Origin of the sequence: Micromonospora sp. NPDC005203, assembly GCF_042872705.1 — a bacterium.
In the GTDB taxonomy this organism is placed as follows: Bacteria; Actinomycetota; Actinomycetes; order Mycobacteriales; family Micromonosporaceae; genus Micromonospora.
The window spans coordinates 1-23,961 of the sequence record NZ_JBIAKV010000027.1; the positions used below are offsets into that span (position 1 = coordinate 1).

20 protein-coding genes and 1 pseudogene are annotated in these 23,961 nt (G+C 70.3%); 16 read left to right on the forward strand and 5 right to left on the reverse strand.

Annotated features, from left to right (window positions below; translation table 11 throughout):
- Nucleotides 1-191: 191 nt before the first annotated feature.
- The 4 genes from ACFYPM_RS31585 to ACFYPM_RS31600 all read left to right on the forward strand — a co-directional run bounded on the left by ACFYPM_RS31585 (nucleotide 192) and on the right by ACFYPM_RS31600 (nucleotide 8,733).
- Nucleotides 192-656 carry a winged helix-turn-helix domain-containing protein gene (locus tag ACFYPM_RS31585; protein WP_387204878.1) on the forward strand — a complete coding sequence of 155 codons (465 nt, stop codon included), beginning with the start codon at nucleotides 192-194 and terminating at the stop codon, nucleotides 654-656.
- Nucleotides 635-1,243: a transposase gene (locus ACFYPM_RS31590; RefSeq protein WP_387204880.1), complete on the forward strand. Its 609-nt coding sequence runs from the start codon at nucleotides 635-637 to the stop codon at nucleotides 1,241-1,243. The genes ACFYPM_RS31585 and ACFYPM_RS31590 overlap by 22 nt, the downstream gene beginning before the upstream one ends.
- Before the next feature lie 565 nt (nucleotides 1,244-1,808).
- Nucleotides 1,809-2,183 (forward strand): hypothetical protein, encoded by a 375-nt coding sequence (locus ACFYPM_RS31595; protein WP_387204883.1) that lies wholly within the window; start codon nucleotides 1,809-1,811, stop codon nucleotides 2,181-2,183.
- A gap of 28 nt (nucleotides 2,184-2,211) precedes the next feature.
- A complete protein-coding gene (locus ACFYPM_RS31600) occupies nucleotides 2,212-8,733 on the forward strand; it encodes a HEAT repeat domain-containing protein (RefSeq protein WP_387204886.1) in 6,522 nt (2,173 codons plus the stop codon).
- Between the two features lie 45 nt (nucleotides 8,734-8,778).
- On the opposite strand, the pseudogene ACFYPM_RS31605 reads toward ACFYPM_RS31600, so the two are convergent.
- From ACFYPM_RS31605 to ACFYPM_RS31615, 3 genes and pseudogenes are all read right to left on the reverse strand, one after another.
- Nucleotides 8,779-9,108 (reverse strand): annotated as a pseudogene (locus ACFYPM_RS31605) (transposase); the annotation flags it as partial.
- Nucleotides 9,109-9,249: 141 nt separating this feature from the next.
- The gene (locus tag ACFYPM_RS31610) at nucleotides 9,250-9,960 is read right to left on the reverse strand and encodes a 5-formyltetrahydrofolate cyclo-ligase (RefSeq protein WP_387204889.1); all 711 of its coding nucleotides are present in this window, start codon (nucleotides 9,958-9,960) and stop codon (nucleotides 9,250-9,252) included.
- Between the two features lie 10 nt (nucleotides 9,961-9,970).
- Nucleotides 9,971-11,320 (reverse strand): helix-turn-helix transcriptional regulator, encoded by a 1,350-nt coding sequence (locus ACFYPM_RS31615; protein WP_387204892.1) that lies wholly within the window; start codon nucleotides 11,318-11,320, stop codon nucleotides 9,971-9,973.
- Between the two features lie 184 nt (nucleotides 11,321-11,504).
- Between ACFYPM_RS31615 and ACFYPM_RS31620 the strand changes: the two genes are divergently transcribed.
- The 9 genes from ACFYPM_RS31620 to argH all read left to right on the forward strand — a co-directional run bounded on the left by ACFYPM_RS31620 (nucleotide 11,505) and on the right by argH (nucleotide 20,538).
- Nucleotides 11,505-11,786 (forward strand): hypothetical protein, encoded by a 282-nt coding sequence (locus ACFYPM_RS31620; RefSeq protein ID WP_387204953.1) that lies wholly within the window; start codon nucleotides 11,505-11,507, stop codon nucleotides 11,784-11,786.
- A gap of 135 nt (nucleotides 11,787-11,921) precedes the next feature.
- A complete protein-coding gene (gene argC / locus ACFYPM_RS31625; RefSeq protein WP_387204895.1) occupies nucleotides 11,922-12,923 on the forward strand; it encodes an N-acetyl-gamma-glutamyl-phosphate reductase in 1,002 nt (333 codons plus the stop codon).
- Nucleotides 12,924-12,978: 55 nt separating this feature from the next.
- The gene (gene argJ / locus ACFYPM_RS31630) at nucleotides 12,979-14,151 is read left to right on the forward strand and encodes a bifunctional glutamate N-acetyltransferase/amino-acid acetyltransferase ArgJ (protein ID WP_387204898.1); all 1,173 of its coding nucleotides are present in this window, start codon (nucleotides 12,979-12,981) and stop codon (nucleotides 14,149-14,151) included.
- Nucleotides 14,148-15,053, forward strand: coding sequence for an acetylglutamate kinase (argB, locus tag ACFYPM_RS31635; RefSeq protein WP_387204901.1), 906 nt, complete (start codon nucleotides 14,148-14,150; stop codon nucleotides 15,051-15,053). The genes argJ and argB overlap by 4 nt, the downstream gene beginning before the upstream one ends.
- Nucleotides 15,050-16,327, forward strand: coding sequence for an acetylornithine transaminase (locus ACFYPM_RS31640; protein ID WP_387204904.1), 1,278 nt, complete (start codon nucleotides 15,050-15,052; stop codon nucleotides 16,325-16,327). The genes argB and ACFYPM_RS31640 overlap by 4 nt, the downstream gene beginning before the upstream one ends.
- On the forward strand, nucleotides 16,324-17,289 hold the full coding sequence (argF, locus tag ACFYPM_RS31645; RefSeq protein ID WP_387204907.1) for an ornithine carbamoyltransferase: 966 nt from the start codon (nucleotides 16,324-16,326) through the stop codon (nucleotides 17,287-17,289). Before ACFYPM_RS31640 ends, argF begins: the two co-directional genes overlap by 4 nt.
- A complete protein-coding gene (locus tag ACFYPM_RS31650) occupies nucleotides 17,286-17,801 on the forward strand; it encodes an arginine repressor (RefSeq protein ID WP_357254903.1) in 516 nt (171 codons plus the stop codon). Before argF ends, ACFYPM_RS31650 begins: the two co-directional genes overlap by 4 nt.
- Nucleotides 17,798-19,009 carry an argininosuccinate synthase gene (locus ACFYPM_RS31655; protein WP_387204910.1) on the forward strand — a complete coding sequence of 404 codons (1,212 nt, stop codon included), beginning with the start codon at nucleotides 17,798-17,800 and terminating at the stop codon, nucleotides 19,007-19,009. The genes ACFYPM_RS31650 and ACFYPM_RS31655 overlap by 4 nt, the downstream gene beginning before the upstream one ends.
- Nucleotides 19,010-19,074: 65 nt before the next feature.
- The gene (gene argH / locus ACFYPM_RS31660) at nucleotides 19,075-20,538 is read left to right on the forward strand and encodes an argininosuccinate lyase (protein WP_387204913.1); all 1,464 of its coding nucleotides are present in this window, start codon (nucleotides 19,075-19,077) and stop codon (nucleotides 20,536-20,538) included.
- 46 nt (nucleotides 20,539-20,584) lie between these two features.
- Here the strand turns inward: argH and ACFYPM_RS31665 are convergent, their stop codons facing one another.
- Together ACFYPM_RS31665 and ACFYPM_RS31670 are read right to left on the reverse strand one after the other, a co-directional pair.
- Nucleotides 20,585-20,938 (reverse strand): MmcQ/YjbR family DNA-binding protein, encoded by a 354-nt coding sequence (locus ACFYPM_RS31665; RefSeq protein WP_387204916.1) that lies wholly within the window; start codon nucleotides 20,936-20,938, stop codon nucleotides 20,585-20,587.
- Between the two features lie 352 nt (nucleotides 20,939-21,290).
- A complete protein-coding gene (locus ACFYPM_RS31670) occupies nucleotides 21,291-21,716 on the reverse strand; it encodes a DNA-binding protein (protein ID WP_387204919.1) in 426 nt (141 codons plus the stop codon).
- A gap of 101 nt (nucleotides 21,717-21,817) precedes the next feature.
- Here ACFYPM_RS31670 and ACFYPM_RS31675 point away from each other — a divergent pair, with 101 nt between their 5' ends.
- Genes ACFYPM_RS31675 through ACFYPM_RS31685 form a run of 3 tightly spaced genes read left to right on the forward strand, consistent with a single transcriptional unit; the run spans nucleotide 21,818 to nucleotide 23,905 of the window.
- A complete protein-coding gene (locus tag ACFYPM_RS31675; protein ID WP_387204922.1) occupies nucleotides 21,818-22,459 on the forward strand; it encodes a DNA-3-methyladenine glycosylase in 642 nt (213 codons plus the stop codon).
- 37 nt (nucleotides 22,460-22,496) lie between these two features.
- Nucleotides 22,497-23,627, forward strand: a complete 1,131-nt coding sequence (locus ACFYPM_RS31680; protein WP_387204925.1) for a WD40/YVTN/BNR-like repeat-containing protein — start codon at nucleotides 22,497-22,499, stop codon at nucleotides 23,625-23,627.
- Nucleotides 23,628-23,629: 2 nt separating this feature from the next.
- The gene (locus ACFYPM_RS31685) at nucleotides 23,630-23,905 is read left to right on the forward strand and encodes a ubiquitin-like small modifier protein 1 (protein ID WP_387204928.1); all 276 of its coding nucleotides are present in this window, start codon (nucleotides 23,630-23,632) and stop codon (nucleotides 23,903-23,905) included.
- The last annotated feature ends 56 nt before the right edge of the window (nucleotides 23,906-23,961 follow it).

The following is a 23,961-nucleotide window of genomic DNA, read 5'->3' on the forward strand; positions in this document are numbered from 1 at the left end:
CAGCTCCACTCCACGACAGGAGGTCCTCCCCAATCAAGATCCATCAGGTCGTGTCGTCACACGACCTCAACCAACGTGCTTGGTCAGTACAGCTACAGAGGTTGAAAGGCTGACGTCCGTCGGCGTGTCTACGTGATCTGGGTCGATAGGTTCGGTAGGCCGGAGGTATGAGGTATCCGGCTGGTGGTGGCATGAACGCGGCAGCCCGGGTCCGGCGCGAGAAGGTCCGGATCCAGGCCGCGACGATGTTCGAGAAGTCCGTACCGACCGCGCAGATCGCTTCTGAGCTGCGGGTTTCGGAGAAGTCGGTGCGTCTGTGGCGGCGGCAGTGGACTGCTGGCGGAACGCAGGCTCTGGCGTCGGCGGGGCCGGGCGGCTCGGACTGCAAACTCTCCGTCGAGCAGCGCAAACAGTTGGCCGAGATGCTCGATGAAGGTCCGATCGTGCACGGCTGGGATGATGCCCGCTGGACCCTCGCGCGGATGGTCGAGGTGATCGAGCGCCGTTTCGGCGTCTCATACACGCTGCGCGGGGTGTCCTATCTGCTGCATCGCATCGGGTACAGCCAGCAGGTCCCCACTCGTCGCGCGATCGAACGCGATCCGGAAGCGATCGCTGGCTGGCATCGCGGGCGGTGGCCGTCGGTAAGAGGTTAGCGGCGGCGCGGGGCGCCTGGATCTGCTTCCAGGACGAGGCAGGTCAGGTCATGCGACCGCCGGTGGCCAAGACGTGGGCGAGGCGCGGGCACACGCCGGTCATCGAGGTCTCCGGCAAGGGCTCCGGCCGGGTCTCGATCGCCGGTCTGGTCTGCCTCAAGCCCGGACAGCGAGGTCGGCTGATGTGGCGAACCCGGCTGCACCGCGGTCGCGCCGGGGAGCGTGGCAGTTTCAGCGAGGACGACTACATCGCCTTGATCGACCAGGCCCACCAGCGACTGCGGGCACCGATCGTGCTGATCTGGGACAACCTGAACACCCACGTCAGCCGCCGCATGCACTCCCTGATCGCCGCCCGGGGGTGGCTGACCGTGATCCGGTTACCCGCCTACGCTCCGGACCTCAACCCCACCGAAGGCGTCTGGCGCTGGATGAAACGCGGCCTGACCAACACCGCCGCCCGCGGCGTCGACCACCTCGCCCAACTGGTCAAACGTCGACTACGCGCTTGTCAGCAACAGACCGATCTCCTCGCCGGCTTCTTCGCCAGCACCGGCATGACCCTCGAACCCGAACCACCGAGATAGCTCGAACCTTGGCCTTTCAACCTCTGTAGCGATCTCTTAGTCCGCAGGTTCGGGTTCGAGGCGCTGGTGGCGCACCAACGATCAAGGCCCTGACCTCAATAAATCCGGGGCGGGGCCTTATTCGTGTCCCGGCGACGGGTTTGCTCGCTCGGGAGCCGGTGGACTGAGCCGGTGACGGTGGGACGGGCGGATCTTCGGGGACACTGTTCGGCAGTTGGCTGCTGTGCATGGATCAGGCGGTTCCGCCTGTCCCGCCGTTTCGGATTGCCCCGCATGGGTCTGTGGATCTGACGGCCTGCCTCACGATCGGTGGTGACGGAGAGTGCTGCTATCCGTCTCTGAAGGGGACTGGCTGGGCCGTTATCCCGCATCAACCGCCGCCGGCCTGCGCTGCCCTGATCCGGCCCAGGAGTGCCATTTAGCGCATTCAAGGGAAACTATCCAGCGTAGAGTCGGGTCATTGACTTCTGTTTCGGGCAGGGCACCACATCAGCGACACTGCAGGTGTGCCAGTTATCTAGACGGTGCGACGGCTCGACCACAAGGTGACCCGGAGAGGTAGCGCATGGATCTCGTCAACCTGTCGGTCGCCGTGGCCGGAATGCTGGCGACGGGTGCGGTGGAGGGAGCAGGCACCTATATCAGCGCTGGCCTGCTGAAGGAGATGACAGAGCGAGTCCCTAATACCTCTGCGGGTGATCGACGCGCGCTTGCCGTTCTCGACCAGGTCCGCACCGACCCATCCGACTCCCGTCGTCACCATGACCTTGTGGAAGCTCTCATATGGTACGCCGAGCGGGACGAGCAGTTCGCCAGCAAACCGCAGCGATGGGCAGCGGCCCCACCATCCCTGGTCACGCAGAACCTCATTGCCCACCGGGATTCCTATGCCGCCGGCAACGATCAGACAATCAACCACTACCACTGGCGCGAAGACTGATCGTCGAGTTGGTCAGGGCGAATACGAGGTGACTCAAGCGGGGGACGACGGCCGGCTTCGGCAGGACGTGTCGGCCGGACGGGACGCGTACGCGGCACAGCATCAAGCGATCAATTTCCACTTCGGCGCTCCTGCCATTCCGCTTCAGCGGGAGCCGGGACGGCGCGGCAAGCTGCGCGCGTTCGTCTCCTCGACCTTCACGGATCTGCGAGATTGCCGGGAGCAGGTGCGCAAGGCGCTGCAACGACTGGGCGTCGCGGACGTGGCCATGGAGACCTACACGGCCGAGGAGGCGCGACCGGTCGACAAGTGCCTGGCGGACGTACGATCTTGTGACGTCTATATCGGATTGTTCGCTTGGCGGTACGGCTTTGTTCCGGACGGACACCAGCACTCGATAACCGAGTTGGAGTACCGGGCTGCTGGTGCTGCCGGAATTCCCCGCCTAGTCTTTCTGCTCCGGGAGGACGCTCCGTGGCCCCCGACCCTGATGGACCTCGGCAACCCCGCCCAAGACCGGATCCGGGCGCTGAGGTCTGAGCTTACGACAGCACACGTTTGTGAGTTCTTCAGCTCTGCGCAGGACCTCCGTCCTGGGGTCTCGGAGGCAGTCGGCCGATGGATGCAGACCACGGGTCACGGCTTGGATGCCGAACCTGGTATCACCGCTGCGACCGTCAGCGCCTGGAACGCCTACAACCGCCGGCTGACGGAGCAATATCGAGGGCTGGATCTCGACGCGCTGACTCCGCCCGACCGCGAGGAGTACCTGCAAATACAGTTGCGAGAGGTCTTTGTTGAACCCAACGTGCGCGAGGATGTGCCGCCGGCCGAGTTGTCCAAGGAACTACAGCGAAAGCTTCAGGACGCCGCCGAGTTGTCGTCCGCGGATGTGCCGAAGGGCCTCGACCGCCAGGATCTGGAGGACGCCCGGCGTACCTACCGGGCACGGCCCGCGACTCCGGCCTTCGACGTACTGACCTCGGTCGCGCAGCGGGCCTGTGTTCTCCTTGGCGACCCAGGGGCGGGCAAGTCTACCCTGGCCCGGTACGTCAGCCTGGTGCTGATCGACGAGCGGCCCGACGATCGGCTCGAACCACTGCAGGGTTACCAGCCGGTGCTGGTCGAGTTGCGGGAGTATGCCCTGCACCGGCAGAAGTACGAGACGTTCACCGACTACCTGGCTTACCGGCACCGCTCGGATGGGCTGGGAGTCCCCGCCGAGGTTCTTGACCAGTACCTGACGCACAACGGACGGGCCCTCATGATCTTTGACGGCTTGGACGAGTTGTTCGACCAGCGGGAGCGGGAGGCCGTCTCGCTGCAGATTGCCGGGTTCGCGGCCGCCCACCCACAGGCCCGGATCCTCGTCACGTCGCGGATCATTGGCTATCGCCCCAGGGTCCTGCGGGACGCCGGGTTCGGGCTGTACACGGTCCAGGATCTCGACCCCCGGCAGGTCGACGCCTTCCTCGGATCCTGGTATGAACTGGCTCTGCATGACCGGCCGGCGATGGCCGCCGAGCGCCGCCAGCGACTGGCCTCGGCCATCTCCGAGTCCCCGCCCATTCGGGAACTTGCCGGCAACCCGCTGCTGTTGACCATCCTCGCGATTATCGGCAAACACCAGGAGCTACCGCGCGAACGGTGGAAGGTCTACGACCACGCGGCAAGCGTGCTCGTGCAGCACTGGGACATCAACAAGCACCTCAACGACGTCCGGATCGACGCGGCCCTCATCCGCGAGGACGACAAGAAGGAGTTGCTGAGGCGGCTGGCGCATCGGATGCAGGAGGGTGTCCGCGGACTCGCTGGCAACCACCTGTGGGAGGACGACCTGTCCGCGGAGATCCGGAACTACCTTCGGTTTCGGTTCCAGTACGGCGAGGCTCAAGCCACTGCGGTCGCCACGGCGATGATCGAACAGTTCCGGACTCGCAACTTCGTCCTGGCTCGATACGGCCCCGGCGTGTACGGCTTCGTGCACCGGGCACTCCTGGAGTTCTTCTGCGCCAGCGAGATCGTCTCCCGGTTCGAAAAGACCCGCGAGCTTACCGAGGCGGATCTGACCTCGAGGGTTTACGCGGCGCACTGGGAGGATCCCGCCTGGGCGGAAGTCCTCCGGCTCATCGCCGGCATGGTCGACGCGACGATCGCCGACCAACTCATCACCTATCTGCTCACGGAAGCCAGACCGATCCGGTCGACGGTACTGGACCGGCCGCCCCTCGGCGCCGTTGTCCTGGCCGTGCAATGCCTCGCCGAGGTCAGAAATCTTGGTGCCGCGGCGGGCTCTGCCCGGCTCGTGCTGCGATCGATCATCGACCTGCTCCGCTGCCCGATCCGCTCGTTCAAGGACGATCGCGACGGGACTCGGATGGACACGATCCTGCCGATCATTGCCACCATCGGAGCCCGGTGGCCCGGCCGAGACATCTACCTGGACTGGTTCCGCGCTCAGGGCCGCCGGGCCACGCTGCGCCCTGCGGCGCAACAGGCGGCGAGGATCGCCGCCGCGCTCTTCCCCGATTCGCCGGACATCGCGGGCCTGCTCGCTGAGGGCGCCCTCACCGGCGCAAGCGCGCAGCAACGCCGTGCCTGCCTGCTTGGTCACGCGGCGGCGTGGACCGATGCCCCGAGGACCCGGCAATTGGTGGACCGCAGTTGCCGCGATCCCGCCCCCGTGGTTCGCAGAGCTGCGATCGAGGTTCTCACCACCCACTGGCCCGCCGCGTCCGACACACTCGACATCCTCCTCCTGATGGTGCGGGACGTGCACGCTGATGTCCGCAAGGACGCGCTCGAGGCGCTGAACGTCCATTGGAGCGGTGCCACCGCGACATACCCTGCCGTCCTGGGCCGGGCAGCGCACGACCCGAGCCGGCAGGTCCGCCAGGCGGCCGTGGAGTGCCTCGGCAGCCGCTGGCCGGACCGAGACGAGACTCGGGCGGCGCTGGGCGCAGCGTGCAGCGACCCCGCCTGGGAGGTCCGCCGGGCGGCGGTCAAGGCGTTGGCGACCCGCCTGACCCAGGAGGACGAGAGCTATCTGGCAGTCCAGCACGCGCTCGCGGACGCCGACGAAGATGTCCGTGCGGCCGCGGTGGAGGTCCTGTCCAGCCGGTGGACGGACCGCCCAGACACTCTGCTGATGGTGTGCCGCGCCGCCGAGGACATCGACGACACCGTGCGCAAGGCCGCCCTCGGCGCACTGGTCGCGCGGTGGCCCGACCACAAACGCACGCACGCCGTTCTCCGCCGGCTGGCCACCGACCTCAACGGTGAGGTCCGCTGCACCGCGATCGAGGCCAAAATCCGGCGGCGGCGGCTCCCTGACCCGGTCGCGGCCCTTCTCGACGAGGCCGCCCGGGACGCGAGTGAAGCTGTCCGCCGGGCCACGATCGAAACTCTCGCCAGGAGTTGGCCCGAGGAGCCCGGCAGTCGGAGCGCGTTCCTGCAAGCGCTCCCCGATCCCAGCCCCGACGTGCGCAAGGCTGCGATAACCGCGCTGGCCGAACACTGGGTCGAGCATCCGGAAACCCGGGCCGCCCTCGAGCGGGCGGTCGTTGACCTCGATCCCGGAGTACGCGAGGCCGCGCTCCTTGCCACGGCTACCTACTGGGCGGACGAACCGGCGTCGCGCGACCTGTTCGTTCGAGTGACCCGCTTCGACAGTTGGCGGTTGCGGCAGATGGCTTTGGAAACCCTGGTGGCCTGCTGGCCAACGGCACCGGAGACGATGGCGGCCCTTGCCCGTGGTTGCCGGGATGAAGCCGGCATCGTCCGCCAGACAGCCATCGAGGCATTCGCGGCTGATCCCGACGCGTCCCCTGCACACCAGGCCACCGTGCTGGCGGCCACCCGGGACGACCATCACGGCACCCGGACGTCCGCGGTCGACGCCATGGCCGCCAGCTGGATGGCTTCCTGGCATTCGCAGACTGCGGTAGCTACGGCGCTCCGCTCACAGGACGCGGCGGTCCGGCGCACCGCGGTCCTTACCCTCGCCACGCGGTGGACCGACCAACCCACCACCTGGCGCGCTATCCACCGCTGCCTCGCCGACGCGTGTGCCGATGTACGCGCAGCCTCACTTGACATTCTCGCCGCGCACCGGACAGAGCGACCGGACTCAGTTGACGCTTTCCTTCGCGCTACGCATGACCCTCAGGGCTCGATCCGGAACCAGGCGCTCCACGCACTCGCCGCCACCTGGAGTGACCACCCGGGAACGGGCGAGGCGCTGCTCCGCGCACTCCGTGACCCGCATGAAGACGTACGCCAGACGGCGCTGGAGACGTTGGCGTTGCGTACCGCACCGGACGGCCGGATCCATGCCGCCTTGGGCGAGGCCAGCCGCGACCGTAACTGGGGTGTACGCCGGATGGCCTTGGACACGTTGGCCGCCCGGTGGGACGCACGCCCGGGGAGCCTGGCCGCGGTTCGCGACGCGTCGCTGGATTCCGACGAGAATGTTCGGTCCGCAGCCTTGATCGCGCTATCCACCCGTTGGGCCGATCATCCCGACACCCTGGACCGGATCGTCGGCCGCCTTCGCGACTACAGCGCCAACGTCCGCCGCGATTCTTTCGAGATCCTGGCCACCAGGTGGCGGGACGATCCACGGAGTCGGGAGTTGGTCCGCCGGGCTCGGCGGGATCCGGACAGCGGCATCCGGTGGATGGCTACCACCGCACCCGCGATATTCGGCACCGGCTCGGACCTGGCGGGCGTGGAAGACGCCGTGGTTGCCGCCCGCCACGAGAACAACGCCCACCGGCTCGCCGGCCTGCAGGCGCTGCTCCTCCGGTGGCCGGATCGGCCGGAGGCATTGGCTGCCGCGCGAGCCGGGGTTGTCGACGCGACCATGTGGTCGGTCCGAGAGACCGCACTTCACGCCCTGGGCACGCGCTGGCTCGCTGATCCCGAGGCCGGGGCGACGGTATTGCGCGGCACCACCCACCCGGACCCCGGCGTCCGGGTGAGTGCGGTTCGGGCGCTGGGGTGCTGGTGGCCGACGCATCCAGACGCACGGCCCGCGTTCCACAGGGCTGTCCGTTCTTCAACGGCCAAGGCCGCCGTCGCGGCGCTCCAGGCGCTTGTCGAACACCTACCGGATCACCCGGACACGCTTTCGGCGGTGCTTGGCGCGACGCGACATCCCGAACCGGATGTGCGCCAGGCCGCCCTGCGGACCTTGACCGCCCGGTGGTACGAGCACGCCGAGACGCTCGCGGCGCTCCGCCGAGCGGCCGAGGATGTGAGTCCTGACGTGCGCACCGACGCCGTGAAGGCGCTGACGAACCACTGGTCCGGCCACCCCGACACGCTCGCGGTCTTGCATTGGGCGACATACGATCCGAATGCCGCCGTGCGGGCGGCCCGCCGCAGCGCCATGGCCCGGCAAGAACGAGCACGCCTGCCGACCAGTGCCGAGCTGCACCGGTCCACCCGAGCATCAGAGTGGACAATCCGCTTCGACAGCCTGGCCCTGATCGTTGCTCGCTGGCCCGGTGACCCGGAAACCCTGCGAGCGGTGCGTCGCCTGACGGCCGATGGTGACCCCGATCTCCGGCACGACGCCATCCGTCTGCTGGCCGAATTCTGGCCGGATCAACCTGCGACGCTTCGTGCCGTTCAGGAAGCGACGACAGACGTGGACTGGTGGGTGCGGTACGGAGCAGTGGAGGAGTTGGGGCGTAAATGGCCGGATAACCCCGAGTCGTCCGGTCTCATTCACGCGGCCGCCAAAGACCCGGATCAGTTTGTGCGTTACCTGGCCCTCAGTCTCCTTACCATTCGCTGGCTCGACCGGGCCGAGGTTATGCCGACGGTGGTTGCCGCGGCGACCGTCGATGCCAATAACGTAGTGGGTCAGCAGGCGGTGATGGTGCTGGCCGCCGCCTGGCCCGAGGCGCGCGAGGTTGTGCCGGCGGTCCGTGCCGCGACATACAGCTCACTAATAGGTACGCGATGGTTGGCCAACGAGGCGCTCATCGCATGGGGTGAGTCCGCCGCCCATCCGCACATCCCTCGGCTCGCCGAGCCAGCCGCACTGCTGATCGCAGCACGAAGCCGCAATCACGCGGCGCGCTGCGATGCTCTACAGGAGTTGGCCGGCCGGTTTTCCGACCATCGGGACACCCTGCCGGCGTTGCGCCGGGCCACCGAATCATCCTGTCCGGGCGTCCGGCACGCCGCGTTGAACGGGATCCTCGCTGCCTGGGCCGACCATGTCGAGACCCCGGCGCACCTTCGCCGGGCTGCCGCCGATCCGGATCCCGCCGTACGTCACAGCGCCCTGGCCCACTTGGCGAGCAACTGGCCGCAGTCCCCGGCAACGCACGCTGCTCTCAAGCAGGGCACGCGGGACGATGACCTCGACATCCGGACCTTCGCGATCGGGTCCCTCCTCCGAGTGGCGCCGGACGTGGATCTAGCGACGAAAAACCAACCGCTGGAAGATCGGAACGGCAACTATGTGCACGGATTCCTGCGGAAGTGGCTCGACTGGCGGGGCCGCAGGTCTGCGGCCGCCGAGCTGGACGAGTAGCTCCCACAGGCGCCGTCCGGGCACGATTCTCACTTTGGAACTGAAGGTCTTCGCGCTGACTTTGTCCTTGATGAACGCGGTGGGCTGTATAGACCGGCCGTGGTGGACATCCACGAGGCTGGTGAGCCGGTAGTTCAGGTCCGCGAACATGCCTTCCTTGCTCCAGACGGCTCGCATGCTGGGGGAAGTCGTGGGGCAGGTAGCGCCAGGCGATGCCGGTTTGGTTGACGTACAGGATGGCGTTGAAGATTTCGCGCAGGTCGTGAGTGGGGGCACGGCCGCCGACGCGGCGCGGGCCTGTCGCCCGGCGGTCAGGCGGGGTGCGATCAGAGCCCATCGGGCGTCGGATAGATGAGCTTGCCGTTTGGTCGTGATCCATGATGGTGACGGCGGGGTGCTCGCGAGCAGTAAGACCGTTCCGACTGTCGGTGGACGTGGCGGCGTGGGTCGGTCTTGGCCAGTAGTTACAGGCCCACCGTGGCGGCGAGCCTTTTGGCGTCCTGTGGCATATGTCGGCTAGGCGCGCAGTATCGGAATGCTGTCGAGCTGATCTTGGCGAAGGTTTGACCCGATGATGCCGGACGGCCGTCCCCGTTCGGGTCTGCAAACCACTACCTCGTTCGGCGTGATCGCGAAGTCGACGCTGAAGTCATGGTCCGCGGCGGGCAGTTCATCCTCAAGTAGCTGGGCCTGGTGGATCGTGGTGGCGATGGCGGTCTCGGTGGTGACGAGTCCGGCCTCGGTGAGGAGGGCGATCTCCAGGTCTGAGTAGCCGGCGCCCTTGCCGATCCGCACGCCGCTGAGGCGACTGACAGCGACGCTGCCGCAAACGATGAGGTCCACCGGACGCATCTCGTCGGGTCCCACGGTGGGTGCGACCTGCGGAGCACCGCTGCTGGTAACTGCGGTCTCGATCGGTGCGGTGAGGCTGGCGGGGTCGAGCAGATAGAAGGGCTTGGGGGTGGCGAGTCTCGGGACCGCCATATAGAGCAGCTTGCCTTCCCGCAGGGCTCGTACCCGGACGGAAAGCTGTGCCCGGTCGGGGTTGCATTTGATAACTCGGGCGTTCTTCCAGACGTCCAGTTCCGCAAGGCGGGCTGCGGCCTCTTCCTTGCCGACGAAGTCGGGGATGTGACCGTGCACGCCGGGTGGGGCGGCGCCTTGACGTTCGAGGAGGTCCCACACGTGTTGCCGAACGGCGTGTTTGGCGCGGTCGATGTCGGTCACGTTGGTGCTCCTATCGGCTCATGAGGGTGAGGAGTCGGTCGTTCACGTCCTGGACCGAGGGCTTGTTGCGCCAGGGGCGTAGCTGCCGGGCGGCGGCGAAGGCGAGGTTGAGTCCACCGCCGGCACGGGTCCGCTCGATGACGTCGACGGCCTGGTGCAGGTAGGACGTCGCGGCGTCGATGTCGTGTTGGAGGATGCTGGCGAGAGCGAGATTGCCGAGGATGACGGCCGTGGATTTGCGGCGTGCGGCGATCAGTTGTCGGGCGTCTTCTAGCGCTGACACCGCTTGATCTGGCTTGTTGAGGGAGAGCCAGCAGGAGCCCGCGAGCCTCGTGTAGTGGCTGGGGCAGAAAATGTTGGTGGCTGGATCTCGGGCGTCGACGGCAGCGAAGTGAGCCTCAGCGGTACCGAGAGCGTCGGAGCAATCCCCGGCCTGACCGAGCATCGCGTGTGCCTCAGCACGATGCAGGTGGGCGAGGCCGGTGATGACGTGACTGTCGCTGTGGCTGGCGGCGGCGGCACGGGTCGTCAGGACCAGGCCGACGTTGGGTTGCTTGGTGCCGTAGAGGGCGAGGTAGCTCTTGCGGAGCAACGCGTTGGCCTCGGTGACCGGGTTTCGCGTTTCCTGGGCAGCGCTGATCGCTTGGTCGAAATAGGCGGCGCTGGCGACCTGGTCGCGCCGCTGCGAGGCGTCCCAGACGAGTTGACCCATCAACGTCGCGGATTCGGCGACTGCTGCCGCTAGTTCGCGCCGAACCAGCCCGTTGCTGGCGTGCTGGCGAAGGAAGATTGCCTGACCGTGTAGTTGCCCGGCCTCGGCGAGCAGGAGCGTCGAGGGCATCTGGTCGTAGCGCTCGTCGAGACGCCGTACGCGCTCCCGCAGGTGCGCCACAGCGATCAGGTCGACGCGGCCGGGGTTGCGAAGCACGTAGCCGAGACGCTCGTCGGGCGGTGACGGCGCCAAGCCGACGTCGGCCAGGAGGTCGGCCAGCTCCTCGATCGACAGCTTGAGGGCCGTGGCAAGACGCGGCCGGTGCCAGGGCTGCGGATCAGTCTCCGCCCGTTCCCACCGCACGATGGTGGAGCGGTCGACGCCAAGGACATCGGCGAGGCGTTCCTGGCTGAGACCGATCGTCTTGCGGCGCTGCGCAAGCCGGTGCCGCCGCCTGTACGCCACGTAACGCCTCCCGTCGCCCCCATCCGGCACGGTCCATTCACCCAGCTCACACCGTGCGCCGCAATGGGGATGCGTCAGTTTTGCGCCGTTGCCGCGCTGGGCGGCAGCGACCGCCGGGGCTTGTGTAGACGAAGGGCCGGAACGGGTGGGAGCAAAAGCCGCTGCGTAAGGCGCGGCGGCCACGTGAACTCCCGCCCGTTCCGCCGCCATTCCAAGCCCGACCTACTGAGTGGGGAAAGACATGAGTGCCCAGGAGCGAGACCGGCTTGATTCCACCGGAGCGTCTTTCGCTGTCCGGACCCAGGAGGAGCCCGCGAGCGTTACCCGAGCCCAACGCCTCGACTCCGGGCGCAAGGAGCACACCCCGCTGCGCCCGATCTGGCTCTGCCGTGCGTGCGGCCAACCCTGGCCCTGTGGTCGGGCGAAGCTCGCTCTCGTCAGCGAGTACGACGGCGATCAAGTCAGTCTGTGCCTCTACCTGGCCCGTATGCTCCATGACGCCATCGACGACCTGCACAAGCTCAACCCCACCACCACCGGGTGCGCCAGTGACATGTTCGATCGGTTCCTTGGCTGGCCCACCCGACACACCCGCTCTTACCGGATGACTGGGATCGGCTCTCCGCGGCCCGAGGAGCCCGATGCATGAGAGGCCGCCCGCTCGCCGGGTTGGGGAAACGTCACCGTACGGCCGAGCCGTTCATTAGCATGCAGTGCTCTGCATGAACTTGCACTCGTGAGTCGTCCTTGTTAATCTTCGCTGCATAGTCATGCGGAGGTGGGTATGGGGATTCGAGTCGCGGTCGCCGGTGCGAGCGGTTATGCAGGTGGTGAGCTGCTGCGTCTGATCGCCGGGCACCCGGAGTTCGACCTGGTCGCCGCCACCGCGCACAGCCAGGCCGGGCACCGTGTCGACGTGGTGCATCCGCAGCTCACCGGGCTGGACCTGGTGCTCGGCCAGACCGACCCGGCGACCCTGGCCGACGCGGACCTGGTCTTCCTGGCGCTGCCGCACGGCCAGTCGGCCGCCCTCGCGGCCCAACTCCCGGACGAGGTGCGGATCGTCGACCTGGGCGCGGATCACCGCCTCGCCGACCCGTACGCCTGGGCGCAGTACTACGGCGGCACGCACGCCGGGCAGTGGACCTACGGCCTGCCCGAGCTGCCCGGCCAGCGGGAGCTGATCTCCGGTTCCACCCGGGTGGCGAACACCGGCTGCTACGCCGCCGCGATCACCCTGGCGCTCGCGCCGCTGATCGCCGACGGTGCGGCCAGCCCGGCCGACGTGGTGGTGGTCGCCGCCTCCGGCACCTCCGGCGCCGGCCGATCGGCCAAGGCGCACCTGCTGGCCAGCGAGGTGATGGGGGACCTGTCGCCCTACCGGGTGGGCACCCACCAGCACACACCGGAGATCAAGCAGGCCACCGGCGCGACCGGCCTGTCGTTCACCCCGGTCCTGGCGCCGATGCCGCGCGGCATCCTGGCCACCGTCACGGCGGTGCCGGCGCGCGGCGTCGACCCGCAGGAGGTGCTGGCGCGGGCGTACGCCGACGCGCCGTTCGTGCACGTGCTGCCGGAGGGCCGCTGGCCGCACACCGCCGCCACGCTGGGCTCCAACTCGTGTCACCTACAGGCCACCGTCGACGTCGACTCGGGTCGCCTGATCGTGCTCAGCGCCCTCGACAACCTGGGCAAGGGCGCGGCCGGTCAGGCCGTACAGAACGCCAATCTGATGCTCGGCCTGCCGGAGACGACGGGCCTGTCGATCTGGGGAGTGACCCCGTGAGCGCGAGGAGCGCAGCGCTGCGGAGCCCCGCAGTCACGAACGAGAGGCAGGCGCCGTGAGCGTTACCGTCCCCCGCGGGTTCCGGGCGGCCGGGGTCGCCGCCGGCCTCAAGGCCAGTGGTGGCGTGGACGTCGCCCTGGTGGTCAACGACGGCCCGGACGCGGGTGTGGCAGGTGTCTTCACCACCAACCGGGTCAAGGCCGCGCCGGTGCGCTGGACGCAGCAGGTCGTGCAGGGCGGCGTGGTTCGCGCCGTCGTGCTCAACTCCGGCGGTGCCAACGCCTGCACCGGCTCGGGCGGCTTCCAGGACACCCACGCCACCGCCGAGCACACCGCCGCCGCGCTGACCTCGGTGAGTCCACGACTGATCCTCGGTGCTGGCGACGTGGCGGTCTGCTCGACCGGGTTGATCGGTGAGCGGCTGCCGATGCCCAAGCTGCTGCCGGGCGTCCGCGCGGCGATCCGCGGGCTGTCCCGGGCCGGCGGCCAGGCCGCCGCCGAGGCGATCATGACCACGGACACCCGGCCGAAGACCACGGTGGCCCCCGGTGGGGGCTGGACCGTCGGCGGCATGGCCAAGGGCTCCGGGATGCTCGCGCCGGGGATGGCCACCATGCTCTGCGTCCTCACCACCGACGCGGTGGCCGGGCCGGCGACGCTGGACGAGGCGCTGCGGGCCGCGACGCGGGTCACCTTCGACCGGGTCGACTCCGACGGCTGCATGTCCACGAACGACACGGTGTTGCTGCTGGCCAGCGGTGCGAGCGGCATCGAGCCGACGCTGGCCGAGTTGACCGCCGCCGTGACCGAGGCCTGTCACGACCTGGCCCAGCAGTTGGTGGCCGACGCCGAGGGCGCCACCAAGGAGATCGCCATCGACGTGGTCGGCGCGGCCGACGAGGACGACGCGGTCGAGGTGGGCCGCAGCGTGGCGCGCAACAACCTGGTCAAGACGGCGTTGTTCGGCAACGATCCGAACTGGGGGCGGATCCTCGCCGCGGTCGGCACCACCGCCGCCGCCTTCGACCCGGACGAGGTGGACGTGGCGGTCAACGGGGTGTGGGTGTGCCGGGGCGGCGCCGCCGCCGAGGACCGCTCGAAGGTCGACCTGACCGGGCGCAACGTGACCATCCGGATCGACCTGCACGCCGGCTCGTCCGCCGCGACGATCTGGACCAACGACCTTTCCCACGCGTACGTGCACGAGAACTCGGCGTACTCCTCATGACTCTCAGCACCGACCTCACCCGCGCCCAGGTCAAGGCGGAGACGCTGATCGAGGCGCTGCCCTGGCTGGCGCGCTTCTCCGGCTCGACGGTGGTGGTGAAGTACGGCGGCAACGCCATGACCGACCCCGAGTTGCAGCGGGCGTTCGCCGCCGACATGGTCTTCCTGCGCTACGCCGGTCTCAAGCCGGTGGTGGTGCACGGCGGGGGTCCGCAGATCTCCGCCATGCTGGCCCGGCTCGGCATCGCCAGTGAGTTCCGCGGCGGCCTGCGGGTGACCACCGCCGAGGCGATGGACGTGGTCCGGATGGTGCTGGTCGGGCAGGTGGGCCGCGAGCTGGTCGGGCTGATCAACTCGCACGGCCCGTACGCGGTCGGCCTCTCCGGCGAGGACGCGCGGCTGTTCACGGCGGTGCGCCGCCCGGCGTACGTGGACGGGTTGCCGGTCGACGTCGGCCAGGTCGGTGACGTCGAGTCGGTAGACGTGTCGGCGGTGACCGACCTGATCGAGGCCGGACGGATTCCGGTGATCTCCACGGTGGCGCCGGACGCGGACGGGGTGCTGCACAACCTCAACGCGGACACCGCCGCCGCGGCGCTGGCCATCGCGTTGCGGGCCCGCAAGCTGGTCGTACTCACCGACGTGGCCGGCCTGTACGCGGACTGGCCGGACACCACCAGCCTGGTCTCCGAGATCGTCGCGGATGACCTGGCCAAGCTGCTGCCCAGCCTGGAGTCGGGGATGGTGCCGAAGATGGAGGCCTGCCTGCGGGCGGTGCGTGGGGGAGTGCCCGCCGCGCACGTCGTCGACGGTCGGGTGGCGCACTCGACGTTGCTTGAGGTGTTCACCTCGGAAGGGTTCGGAACGATGGTGGTGCCGGGAGACGGGATGGTCGCGTCGTGAGCACGTTGGCGCAGCGCTGGAAGCAGTCCATGATGGACAACTACGGCACGCCGCCGCTGGCGTTGGTCTCCGGTGCCGGTGCCGTGGTGGTCGACGACGCCGGCCGCGAATACCTCGACCTGGTCGGAGGCATCGCGGTCAACGCCCTCGGTCACGCCCACCCGGCCGTGGTGGCCGCGGTGTCGAAGCAGGTCGCGACCCTCGGGCACGTGTCCAACCTCTTCGTCGCCGAGCCGCCGGTGGCCCTGGCCGAGCTGCTGTTGGCGCTCGCCGGCCGGCCGGGCCGGGTGTTCTTCGCCAACTCGGGAGCGGAGGCGAACGAGGCGGCGTTCAAGCTCTCCCGGCGCACCGGCCGCACGCACGTGGTGGCCACCCGGGGCGGCTTCCACGGCCGCACCATGGGCGCGCTCGCGTTGACCGGTCAGCCGGCCAAGGCCGACCCGTTCCGGCCGCTGCCCGGCGAGGTGACCCACGTCGACTACGGCGACGTGGCCGCCCTGGAGGCGGCCGTCTCCGACGCCACCGCGATGCTGATCCTGGAGCCGATCCAGGGTGAGAACGGCGTCGTCGTCCCGCCGGCCGGCTATCTCGCCGCGGCCCGGCGGATCACCGCCCGGCACGGCGCGCTGCTGGTGCTCGACGAGGTGCAGACCGGTGTGGGGCGTACCGGGCACTGGTTCGCGCACCAGGCCGAGGGTGTGGAGCCGGACGTCATCACCCTGGCCAAGGGGCTGGGTGGCGGGCTGCCCATCGGTGCCACGCTGGCCTTCGGCCGGGCCGCCGACCTGCTCACCCCCGGCTCGCACGGCACCACCTTCGGCGGCAACCCGGTCAGCTGCGCGGCGGCGCTCGCGGTGGTGGCGACCATCGCCAACGAGGGCCTGCTCGACAACGTCAAGCGGGTCGGCGAGCGGCTGCGTCGCGGCATCGAGGCGCTGGGTCACCCGCTGATCGACGGCGTACGCGGCGCCGGGCTGCTGCTCGGCGTGACGCTCACCGCGCCGGTGGCGTCGGTGCTCGCCGAGGCGCTGCGGGAGGCCGGTTTCCTGGTCAACCCGGTGCAGCCGGGCGTGCTCCGGCTGGTGCCGCCCCTGATCCTCACCGCCGCGCAGGTGGACGCCTTCGTCGCCGCGCTGCCCGCCGCCCTGGACGCGACGGCCCCGGCGGCCGCCGGGACCAACGCGGATCGTGGAGGGAAGGCGCCCCTCCAGGGGGCGACATCTTCCACAATCCCGACGCCGACCACCACGACCACCACGGGGACGACCGCATGACCCGGCACTTCCTGCGCGACGACGACCTCTCGCCGGCCGAGCAGTCCACGGTCCTCGACCTGGCCGGGCAGCTGAAGGCGGACCGTTTCGGCCACCGGCCGCTGGCCGGTCCCCGTTCGGTGGCGGTGCTCTTCGACAAGCAGAGTCTGCGGACCAGGATCTCGTTCGACGTCGGGATCGCCGAGTTGGGCGGGCACCCGCTGGTCGTGGACACGCAGGTCACCCACTTCGGCCGGGGCGAGTCCCTGGCGGACGCGGGACGTGTGCTGTCCCGCTACGTCGCGGCCATCGTGCTGCGGACCCACGGCGACGAGCGGATCGCCGAGGTCGCGGCGGGTGCCACCGTGCCGGTGGTCAACGCGCTCACCGACGGCTTCCATCCGTGCCAGCTGCTGGCCGACCTGCTGACCGTCCGGGAGCGGTGCGGCGGCACGGCCGGGCGCACCCTGACGTACGTGGGCGACGGCGCGAACAACATGGCGCAGTCCTACCTGCTGGCCGGGGCGCTGGCCGGCATGCACGTGCGGATCGCCGGGCCGGCGGGGTTCGCGCCCGATCCGGCCGTCGTGGACCGGGCGGCCCGCATCGCCGCCGAGACCGGCGGGTCGGTGCGGGTGCTGACCGACCCGGCCGAGGCGGTACGCGACGCCGAGGTGCTGGCCACCGACACCTGGACGTCGATGGGGCAGGAGTCCGACGGGCTGGACCGGATCACCCCGTTCCTGCCGTACCAGGTCAACAAGGAACTGCTCGGTCAGGCCGCGCCCGACGCGATCGTGCTGCACTGCCTGCCGGCGCACCGTGGTGAGGAGATCACCGACGAGGTGCTCGACGGGCCGCAGAGCGCGGTCTTCGACCAGGCGGAGAACCGGCTGCACGCGCAGAAGGCGTTGCTGGCGTTCCTGCTGGACGGGACCGCGAGTGCCGCGACCGGCGATGCCGCGACCGGGGAGCGGCGATGACCGGGCCGTTGACCCGCGCGGCCCGGCACGCCCGGATCGTGGAGCTGATCCGTGACGGGGCGATCCGGTCGCAGACCGAGTTGGCGGACCTGCTCGCCGCCGACGGTGTCGTGGTCACCCAGGCCACCCTCTCGCGGGACCTGGAGGAGTTGGGCGCGGTCAAGGTGCGCGGCGGTGACGGACCGGCCGTCTACCTGATCCCGGAGGACGGCCAGCGACCGTTGCGCGACGCCGAGGCAGCGCCGGCGCGGCTGGTGCGGTTGCTGCGCGAGCTGCTCAACGGGGTCGACTCCAGCGGCAACATCGCCGTGCTGCGGACCCCGCCGGGCGCGGCCCAGTACCTGGCCAGCGCGTTGGACCGGGCGGGTCTGCCCGAGATCGTCGGCACCATCGCCGGCGACGACACCATCCTCGTGGTGGCCCGCGAGGCCATCGGCGGGGCCGCGCTCGGCGAGAAGCTCGCCGGTTGGGCACGCCGGGACGACACCGCCGAAGGGAACCTCCCGTCATGACCGAGCGGGTCGTGCTCGCGTACTCCGGAGGGTTGGACACCTCCGTGGCCATCCCGTACCTGGCCGAGCAGACCGGCGCCGACGTGATCGCGGTTGCGGTCGACGTCGGGCAGGGCGGCGAGGACCTCGACGCCATCCGGCAGCGCGCCCTGGACTGCGGCGCCGCCGAGTCCGAGGTCGTCGACGCGCGCGACGAGTTCGCCGCCGACTACTGCCTGCCGGCGATCCGGGCCAACGCCCTCTACATGGACCGCTACCCGCTGGTGTCGGCGCTGTCCCGACCCCTGATCGTCAAGCATCTGGTGGCGGCGGCACGTACGCACGGCGGCACGATCGTGTCGCACGGCTGCACCGGTAAGGGCAACGACCAGGTCCGGTTCGAGGTGGGGCTGAACGCGCTCGCCCCCGACCTGAAGATCATCGCGCCGGCCCGGGACTTCGCGTGGACGCGGGACAAGGCGATCGCCTTCGCCGAGGAGAAGGGGCTGCCGATCGACGTGTCGGCCAAGTCCCCGTACTCGATCGACCAGAACCTGTGGGGTCGCGCGGTGGAGACCGGCTTCCTGGAGGACATCTGGAACGCCCCCGTCGAGGGCCTGTACGCGTACACCGCCGACCCGGCGCAGGACCGCGACCCCGACGAGGTCGTGATCACCTTCGACGGCGGCGTGCCGGTGGCGATCGACGGTGAGACGGTCACCCCGTACCAGGCGATCCTGGAGCTGAACCGGCGCGCCGGCGCCCAGGGCGTGGGTCGGCTCGACATGGTCGAGGACCGCCTCGTGGGCATCAAGAGCCGCGAGGTCTACGAGGCGCCCGGCGCGATCGCGCTGATCACCGCCCACCAGGAGTTGGAGGCGGTGACCGTGGAGCGGGACCTGGCCCGGTTCAAGAAGGGCGTCGACCAGCGCTGGGGCGAGCTGGTGTACGACGGCCTGTGGTTCTCGCCGTTGAAGGACTCGCTCGACGCGTTCATCGACGATGCGCAGCGGCACGTGAGCGGCGAGGTGCGGATGACCCTGCACGGCGGTCGGGCCACGGTGACCGGCCGGCGCTCCGAGGCGAGCCTCTATGACTTCGGGATGGCCACGTACGACACCGGAGACACCTTCGACCAGTCCCTGGCCAAGGGCTTCGTGCAGCTGTGGGGGCTGCCGAGCCGGATGGCCGCCGCTCGGGACGCCCGATTGGGCGGGGGCGGACAGTGACCCGTGCGAGCGCGAACGCAGTGAGTGAACCCCGCAGTCGCGAGGGAGAGACGAGCAGAGCAATGATGGGCGACGTGGACGACAAGAGCCTGACCGAGAACAGCGCAGCCACCAACCGGACAAGCCTGTGGGGTGGCCGCTTCGCGGGTGGCCCCGCCGAGGCGCTGGCCCGACTGTCGGTGAGCGTGCAGTTCGACTGGCGCCTGGCCCCGTACGACATCGCCGGTTCCCGGGCGCACGCCCGGGTCCTGGCCGGCGCCGGCCTGCTCGACCCGGAGGAGCTGGGCCGCATGCTGGCCGCGTTGGACGACCTGGAGGCCGCCTGCGCCTCCGGGGCGTTCCGCCCCACCATCGAGGACGAGGACGTGCACACCGCGCTGGAGCGCGGTCTGCTGGAGCGCCTCGGCAGCCTCGGTGGCAAGCTGCGCGCCGGCCGGTCCCGCAACGACCAGGTCGCCACCGACCTGCGGCTCTACCTGCGCGACCATGCCCGGGGCGTGGCCAGCCGGCTCGTCGAGCTGGCCGAGGCGCTGGTGGAGCAGGCCGAGCGGCACATCGACACGGCCGCACCCGGCATGACACATCTCCAGCACGCCCAGCCGGTCACGTTCGGGCACTGGCTGCTCGCCCACGTGCAGCCGCTGCTGCGGGACCTGGAGCGGCTGCGCGACTGGGACCACCGGGCGGCGGTCAGCCCGCTCGGCGCGGGCGCCCTCGCTGGTTCGGGGCTTCCGCTGGACCCGGTGGCCGTGGCCAAGGAGCTGGGCTTCCGGACGTCGTTCGCCAACTCCATGGACGCGGTCGCCGACCGGGACTTCGTCGCCGAGTTCCTGTTCACCACCGCCCTGATCGGCGTGCACCTGTCCCGGCTCGGCGAGGAGGTCGTGCTCTGGACCTCGCACGAGTTCGGGTGGGTGGAGCTGGACGACTCGTTCGCGACCGGGTCGTCGATCATGCCGCAGAAGAAGAACGCGGACATCGCCGAGCTGGCCCGCGGCAAGTCCGGCCGGTTGGTCGGCGGCCTGGTGACAGTGCTCACCATGCTCAAGGGCCTGCCGATGACCTACGACCGGGACATGCAGGAGGACAAGGAGCCGGCGTTCGACGCCGTCGACACCCTGGAGCTGCTGCTCCCGGCCCTGGCCGGGATGATCTCCACGATGTCGGTCCGGGTGGACCGTCTCGTCGCCGCCGCCCCGGTCGGCTTCTCCCTGGCCACCGAGGTCGCCGACTGGCTGGTCCGGCGCAACGTGCCGTTCCGGGACGCGCACGAGATCACCGGTCGGCTGGTGGCGCTCTGCGCGGCCCGGGAGTGCGAGCTCAACGACGTCTCCGACGACGACCTGACCGCGATCAGCGAGCACCTCGACCCGTCGGTGCGCGACGTGCTCTCGGTCCGTTCGGCCCTCGCCGCCCGCACCACCCCCGGCTCCACCGGCCCCGGCCCGGTGGCCGACCAACTCGCCACCGCGGCGGACCGGCTGACCACCTGGCGGGAGTGGGCCGCCGAGCGGGTCGTCCCGCGCTAGACCTCGTGTCGTGGCGTCGGCGCGTGCCGCCGGCGCCACGGCCGGTTCAGGCCGTCGGGCGCTCCCGCTTCGGGAGCTTCGCCACCACCATGTCGTACGACGCGTCGACCGCCTCGGTCAGCTCCTCGTCGTCGATCCCGCCGTTCAGGCGCAGGGTGTTCCACCCGGACCGGCCGATGTAGGCCATCACCGTGGCGTCGTCGGGATACCGGTGCAGCCACTCGTCGGCCACCTCCCGGGTCGGCCCGCACTTGATGCCGACCGTCGGCTTTCCGTCGCCGCTGCCGAGGAACGCGAAGATCCGGCTGCCCACCTTCACCACCTCGTCGCCCTCCCACGGCCGGTCCAGCCACGCCCCTGGCTTGGCCAGGCAGTACGTCAGCATCTCCGTGCGCTCCATGGGTACCTCCTCGTCGTGCGCACAGTGTGCCCGCCCCGCCGCCGTGGCACGCGCCCCGCCCCGCATCGCCCCGCCCCGCCCCGCCCCGCCCCGCCCCGCCCCGCATCGCCCCGCCCCGCCCCGCCCCGCAAAATCGTGCTCGATCCAGGATGTAGTGGCCTCCGCCGCGTTGGGATGCCACTCGATCCTGGATCGAGCACGATCTTGGTGCGGATGAGCGCGATCTTGACGCGGACCAGCGCGACCTTGACGCGGACCAGCGCGACCTTGGCGCGGACCAGCACGATCTTGGCGCGGACCAGCACGATCTTGGCGCGGATGAGCGCGATCTTGGCGCGGACCAGCGCGGCCGTCAGGCGCTCTGCTCGGCCGAGCGGGCGGCGACCCGCTCGTAGCGCTGCCGGGCCGCCTGCGCGCTGCCCAGGCCCAGCCCGTACGCGATCGCCTGCCAGGTCAGCCCTCGGTCGCGGGCCAGCGTCAGCAGTCCGGCCTCCAGGGCGTCCAGTTCGGCCCGGACGTGCGGCAGCAGGGTCAGCGCGGCGGTGAGGTCGGCGGCGTCGATCGGCTCCTCGGCCGGTTCCCGCTCGGCGCCGCCGGCGGCCAGCGCGGTGACCAGGGCGACGGCCTCCCACGGGTCCAACACGTACGGGTGGGCCCAGCGCCCGCGCTGGGCGTCGGTGCCGGCGTGGCGGTCGCTGATCCGCTGGAGCGCCTCGTGGGTGCGGTGGGCACGGGCGTGGGCCGGGTGCGGCGCGGTGAACGGGTCGTTCGTCGTCATGCCCCGAGCACACACCCTCAACATACTATTGTCAACATAATGTTGAAGTTGGGGGCGGGTGGTGCGTGGTGATCGCCGCTCGGCTGGGTACCGTCGCAAGCATGGACCTGTCGCCCGGTGACCACGCCACCGACGCCGACCTGGCAGGGTTGGCCGGCCTGCTCGCCGGCCCGCTGCTGCCGGCCGCGCGCGGGTTGCTGGGCTGCGAGTTGCACGCGGGCGGCGTCACCGTCCGGATCACCGAGGTCGAGGCGTACGCCGGCATGGCCGGGGATCAGGCCTCGCACGCGCACCGGGGGCGCACCCCCCGCAACGCGGTGATGTTCGGGCCGGCCGGGCACGCGTACGTCTACTTCACCTACGGCATGCACTGGTGCATGAACGTGGTGACCGGCGTCGAGGGGGAGGCTTCCGCGGTGCTGCTGCGGGCCGGGGAGGTGGTCGACGGTCTGGCCACGGCTCACGACCGCAGGCCGGCCGTACGCCGGGACGTGGACCTCGCCCGTGGGCCGGCCCGGCTCTGCGCCACGCTCGGCATCGACCGCTGCGCGTACGGCGCGTACCTGCTGGGTGGCGGGCCGGTCCGGTTGCGCCCACCGACGCGGCCGGTGCCGCCGGAGACGGTGGTCGCCGGCCCGCGCGTCGGGGTGACCGGCGCGCACGACCTGCCGTGGCGGTTCTGGCTCGACGGCGACCCGACGGTCAGCGCGTACCGCCGGCACGTGCCCCGCACCCGGCGCTGATCCCGCGGGCGTGGGTCCGGCGAACGTGTCGGAGGGTGTGTCCATAATCACCGAACTGCTCATTGACGGTTCGGAGGACATCATGGCGATGCTGCTCGCGATCGGCACGGCCAAGGGGTTGTTTCTCGCCACCAGCGACGATGACCGGCGCGGTTGGGAGATCACCGGCCCGCACTTTCCGATGACCGGGGTCTACGCGGTCGCGGTCGACACCCGGCGGCCCACCCCGCGGCTGCTCGTCGGGATGACCAGCTCACACTTCGGTCCCAGCGTCGCCACCAGCGACGACCTCGGCGCCTCCTGGGACGAGCCGGACGAGGCGCCGGTCGCGTTCCCGGCCGACACCGGCGTCTCCCTCGGGCGGGTCTGGCAGTTGGTGCCGGCCGGTCCCGACCAGCCGGACGTGGTCTGGGCCGGCACCGAGCCGTCCGCGCTGTTCCGGTCCACCGACGGAGGCCGCAGCTTCGAGCTGGTCCGCTCCCTCTGGGACCACCCGCACCGCCCGCAGTGGGAGGCCGGCTTCGGCGGCCAGGCCGTGCACACCGTGCTGCCCCATCCGCGTGACCCGGCCCGGCTGCTGGTCGCGATGTCCACCGGCGGGGTCTACCGCTCGGCGGACGCCGGGGCGAGCTGGGCGCCGGGCAACACCGGCATCCGCGCCTACTTCATGCCGGACGAGTGGCCGGAGTTCGGCCAGTGCGTGCACAAGGTCGCCCGGGACGCCGGCAACCCCGAGCGGCTCTACGCGCAGAACCACCACGGCGTCTACCGTTCCGACGACGACGGCCGCACCTGGTCCTCGATCGCCGACGGGCTGCCCAGCGACTTCGGCTTCCCGATGGTGGCCCACCCGGGGCGGGGCGGGATGGTGTGGACCTTCCCGTTGGTGGCCGACAGCGAGCGGTTCCCGGCCGACCACCGCTGCCGGGTGTTCCGCTCCGCCGACGCCGGCGGCAAGTGGGAGCCGCTGTCGGTGGGGTTGCCCGAGGGGCCGTTCTATCCGGCGGTGCTGCGCGACGCGATGTGCGCCGACGACGCCAGCCCCGGTGGGGTCTACTTCGGCACCCGCTCCGGCTCGGTGTACGCCAGCCGCGACGAGGGCGACTCCTGGTCCCTGGTGGCGGCGCACCTGCCGGACGTGCTCTGCGTCCGGGCCGCGGGGGTCTGAGCGTGGTCACCGTGCTGCTGCCCGGCCCGTTGCGGGGCGAGGCCGGCGGTGCCAGTCGGCTGAGCGTCGGCGCCACCGGGACGCTGCGGGCGGTCCTCGACGAGTTGGCCGTCGCGCATCCGCGGCTGGCCCGGCGCATCCGCGACGAGCGCGGCGAGCTGCGCCGCTACGTCAACGTCTACGTCGACGGTGCGGATTGCCGGCACTCGGGCGGGCTGGCCACCCCTGTCGAGGAGGGTGCCGAGGTGCAGGTGGTCCCCTCGGTAGCCGGCGGCTGAGCCGGTGATAAGCGCCCTCAACGCGGGCCGTGTCCGTGATCGGGCGTGACCGGCGC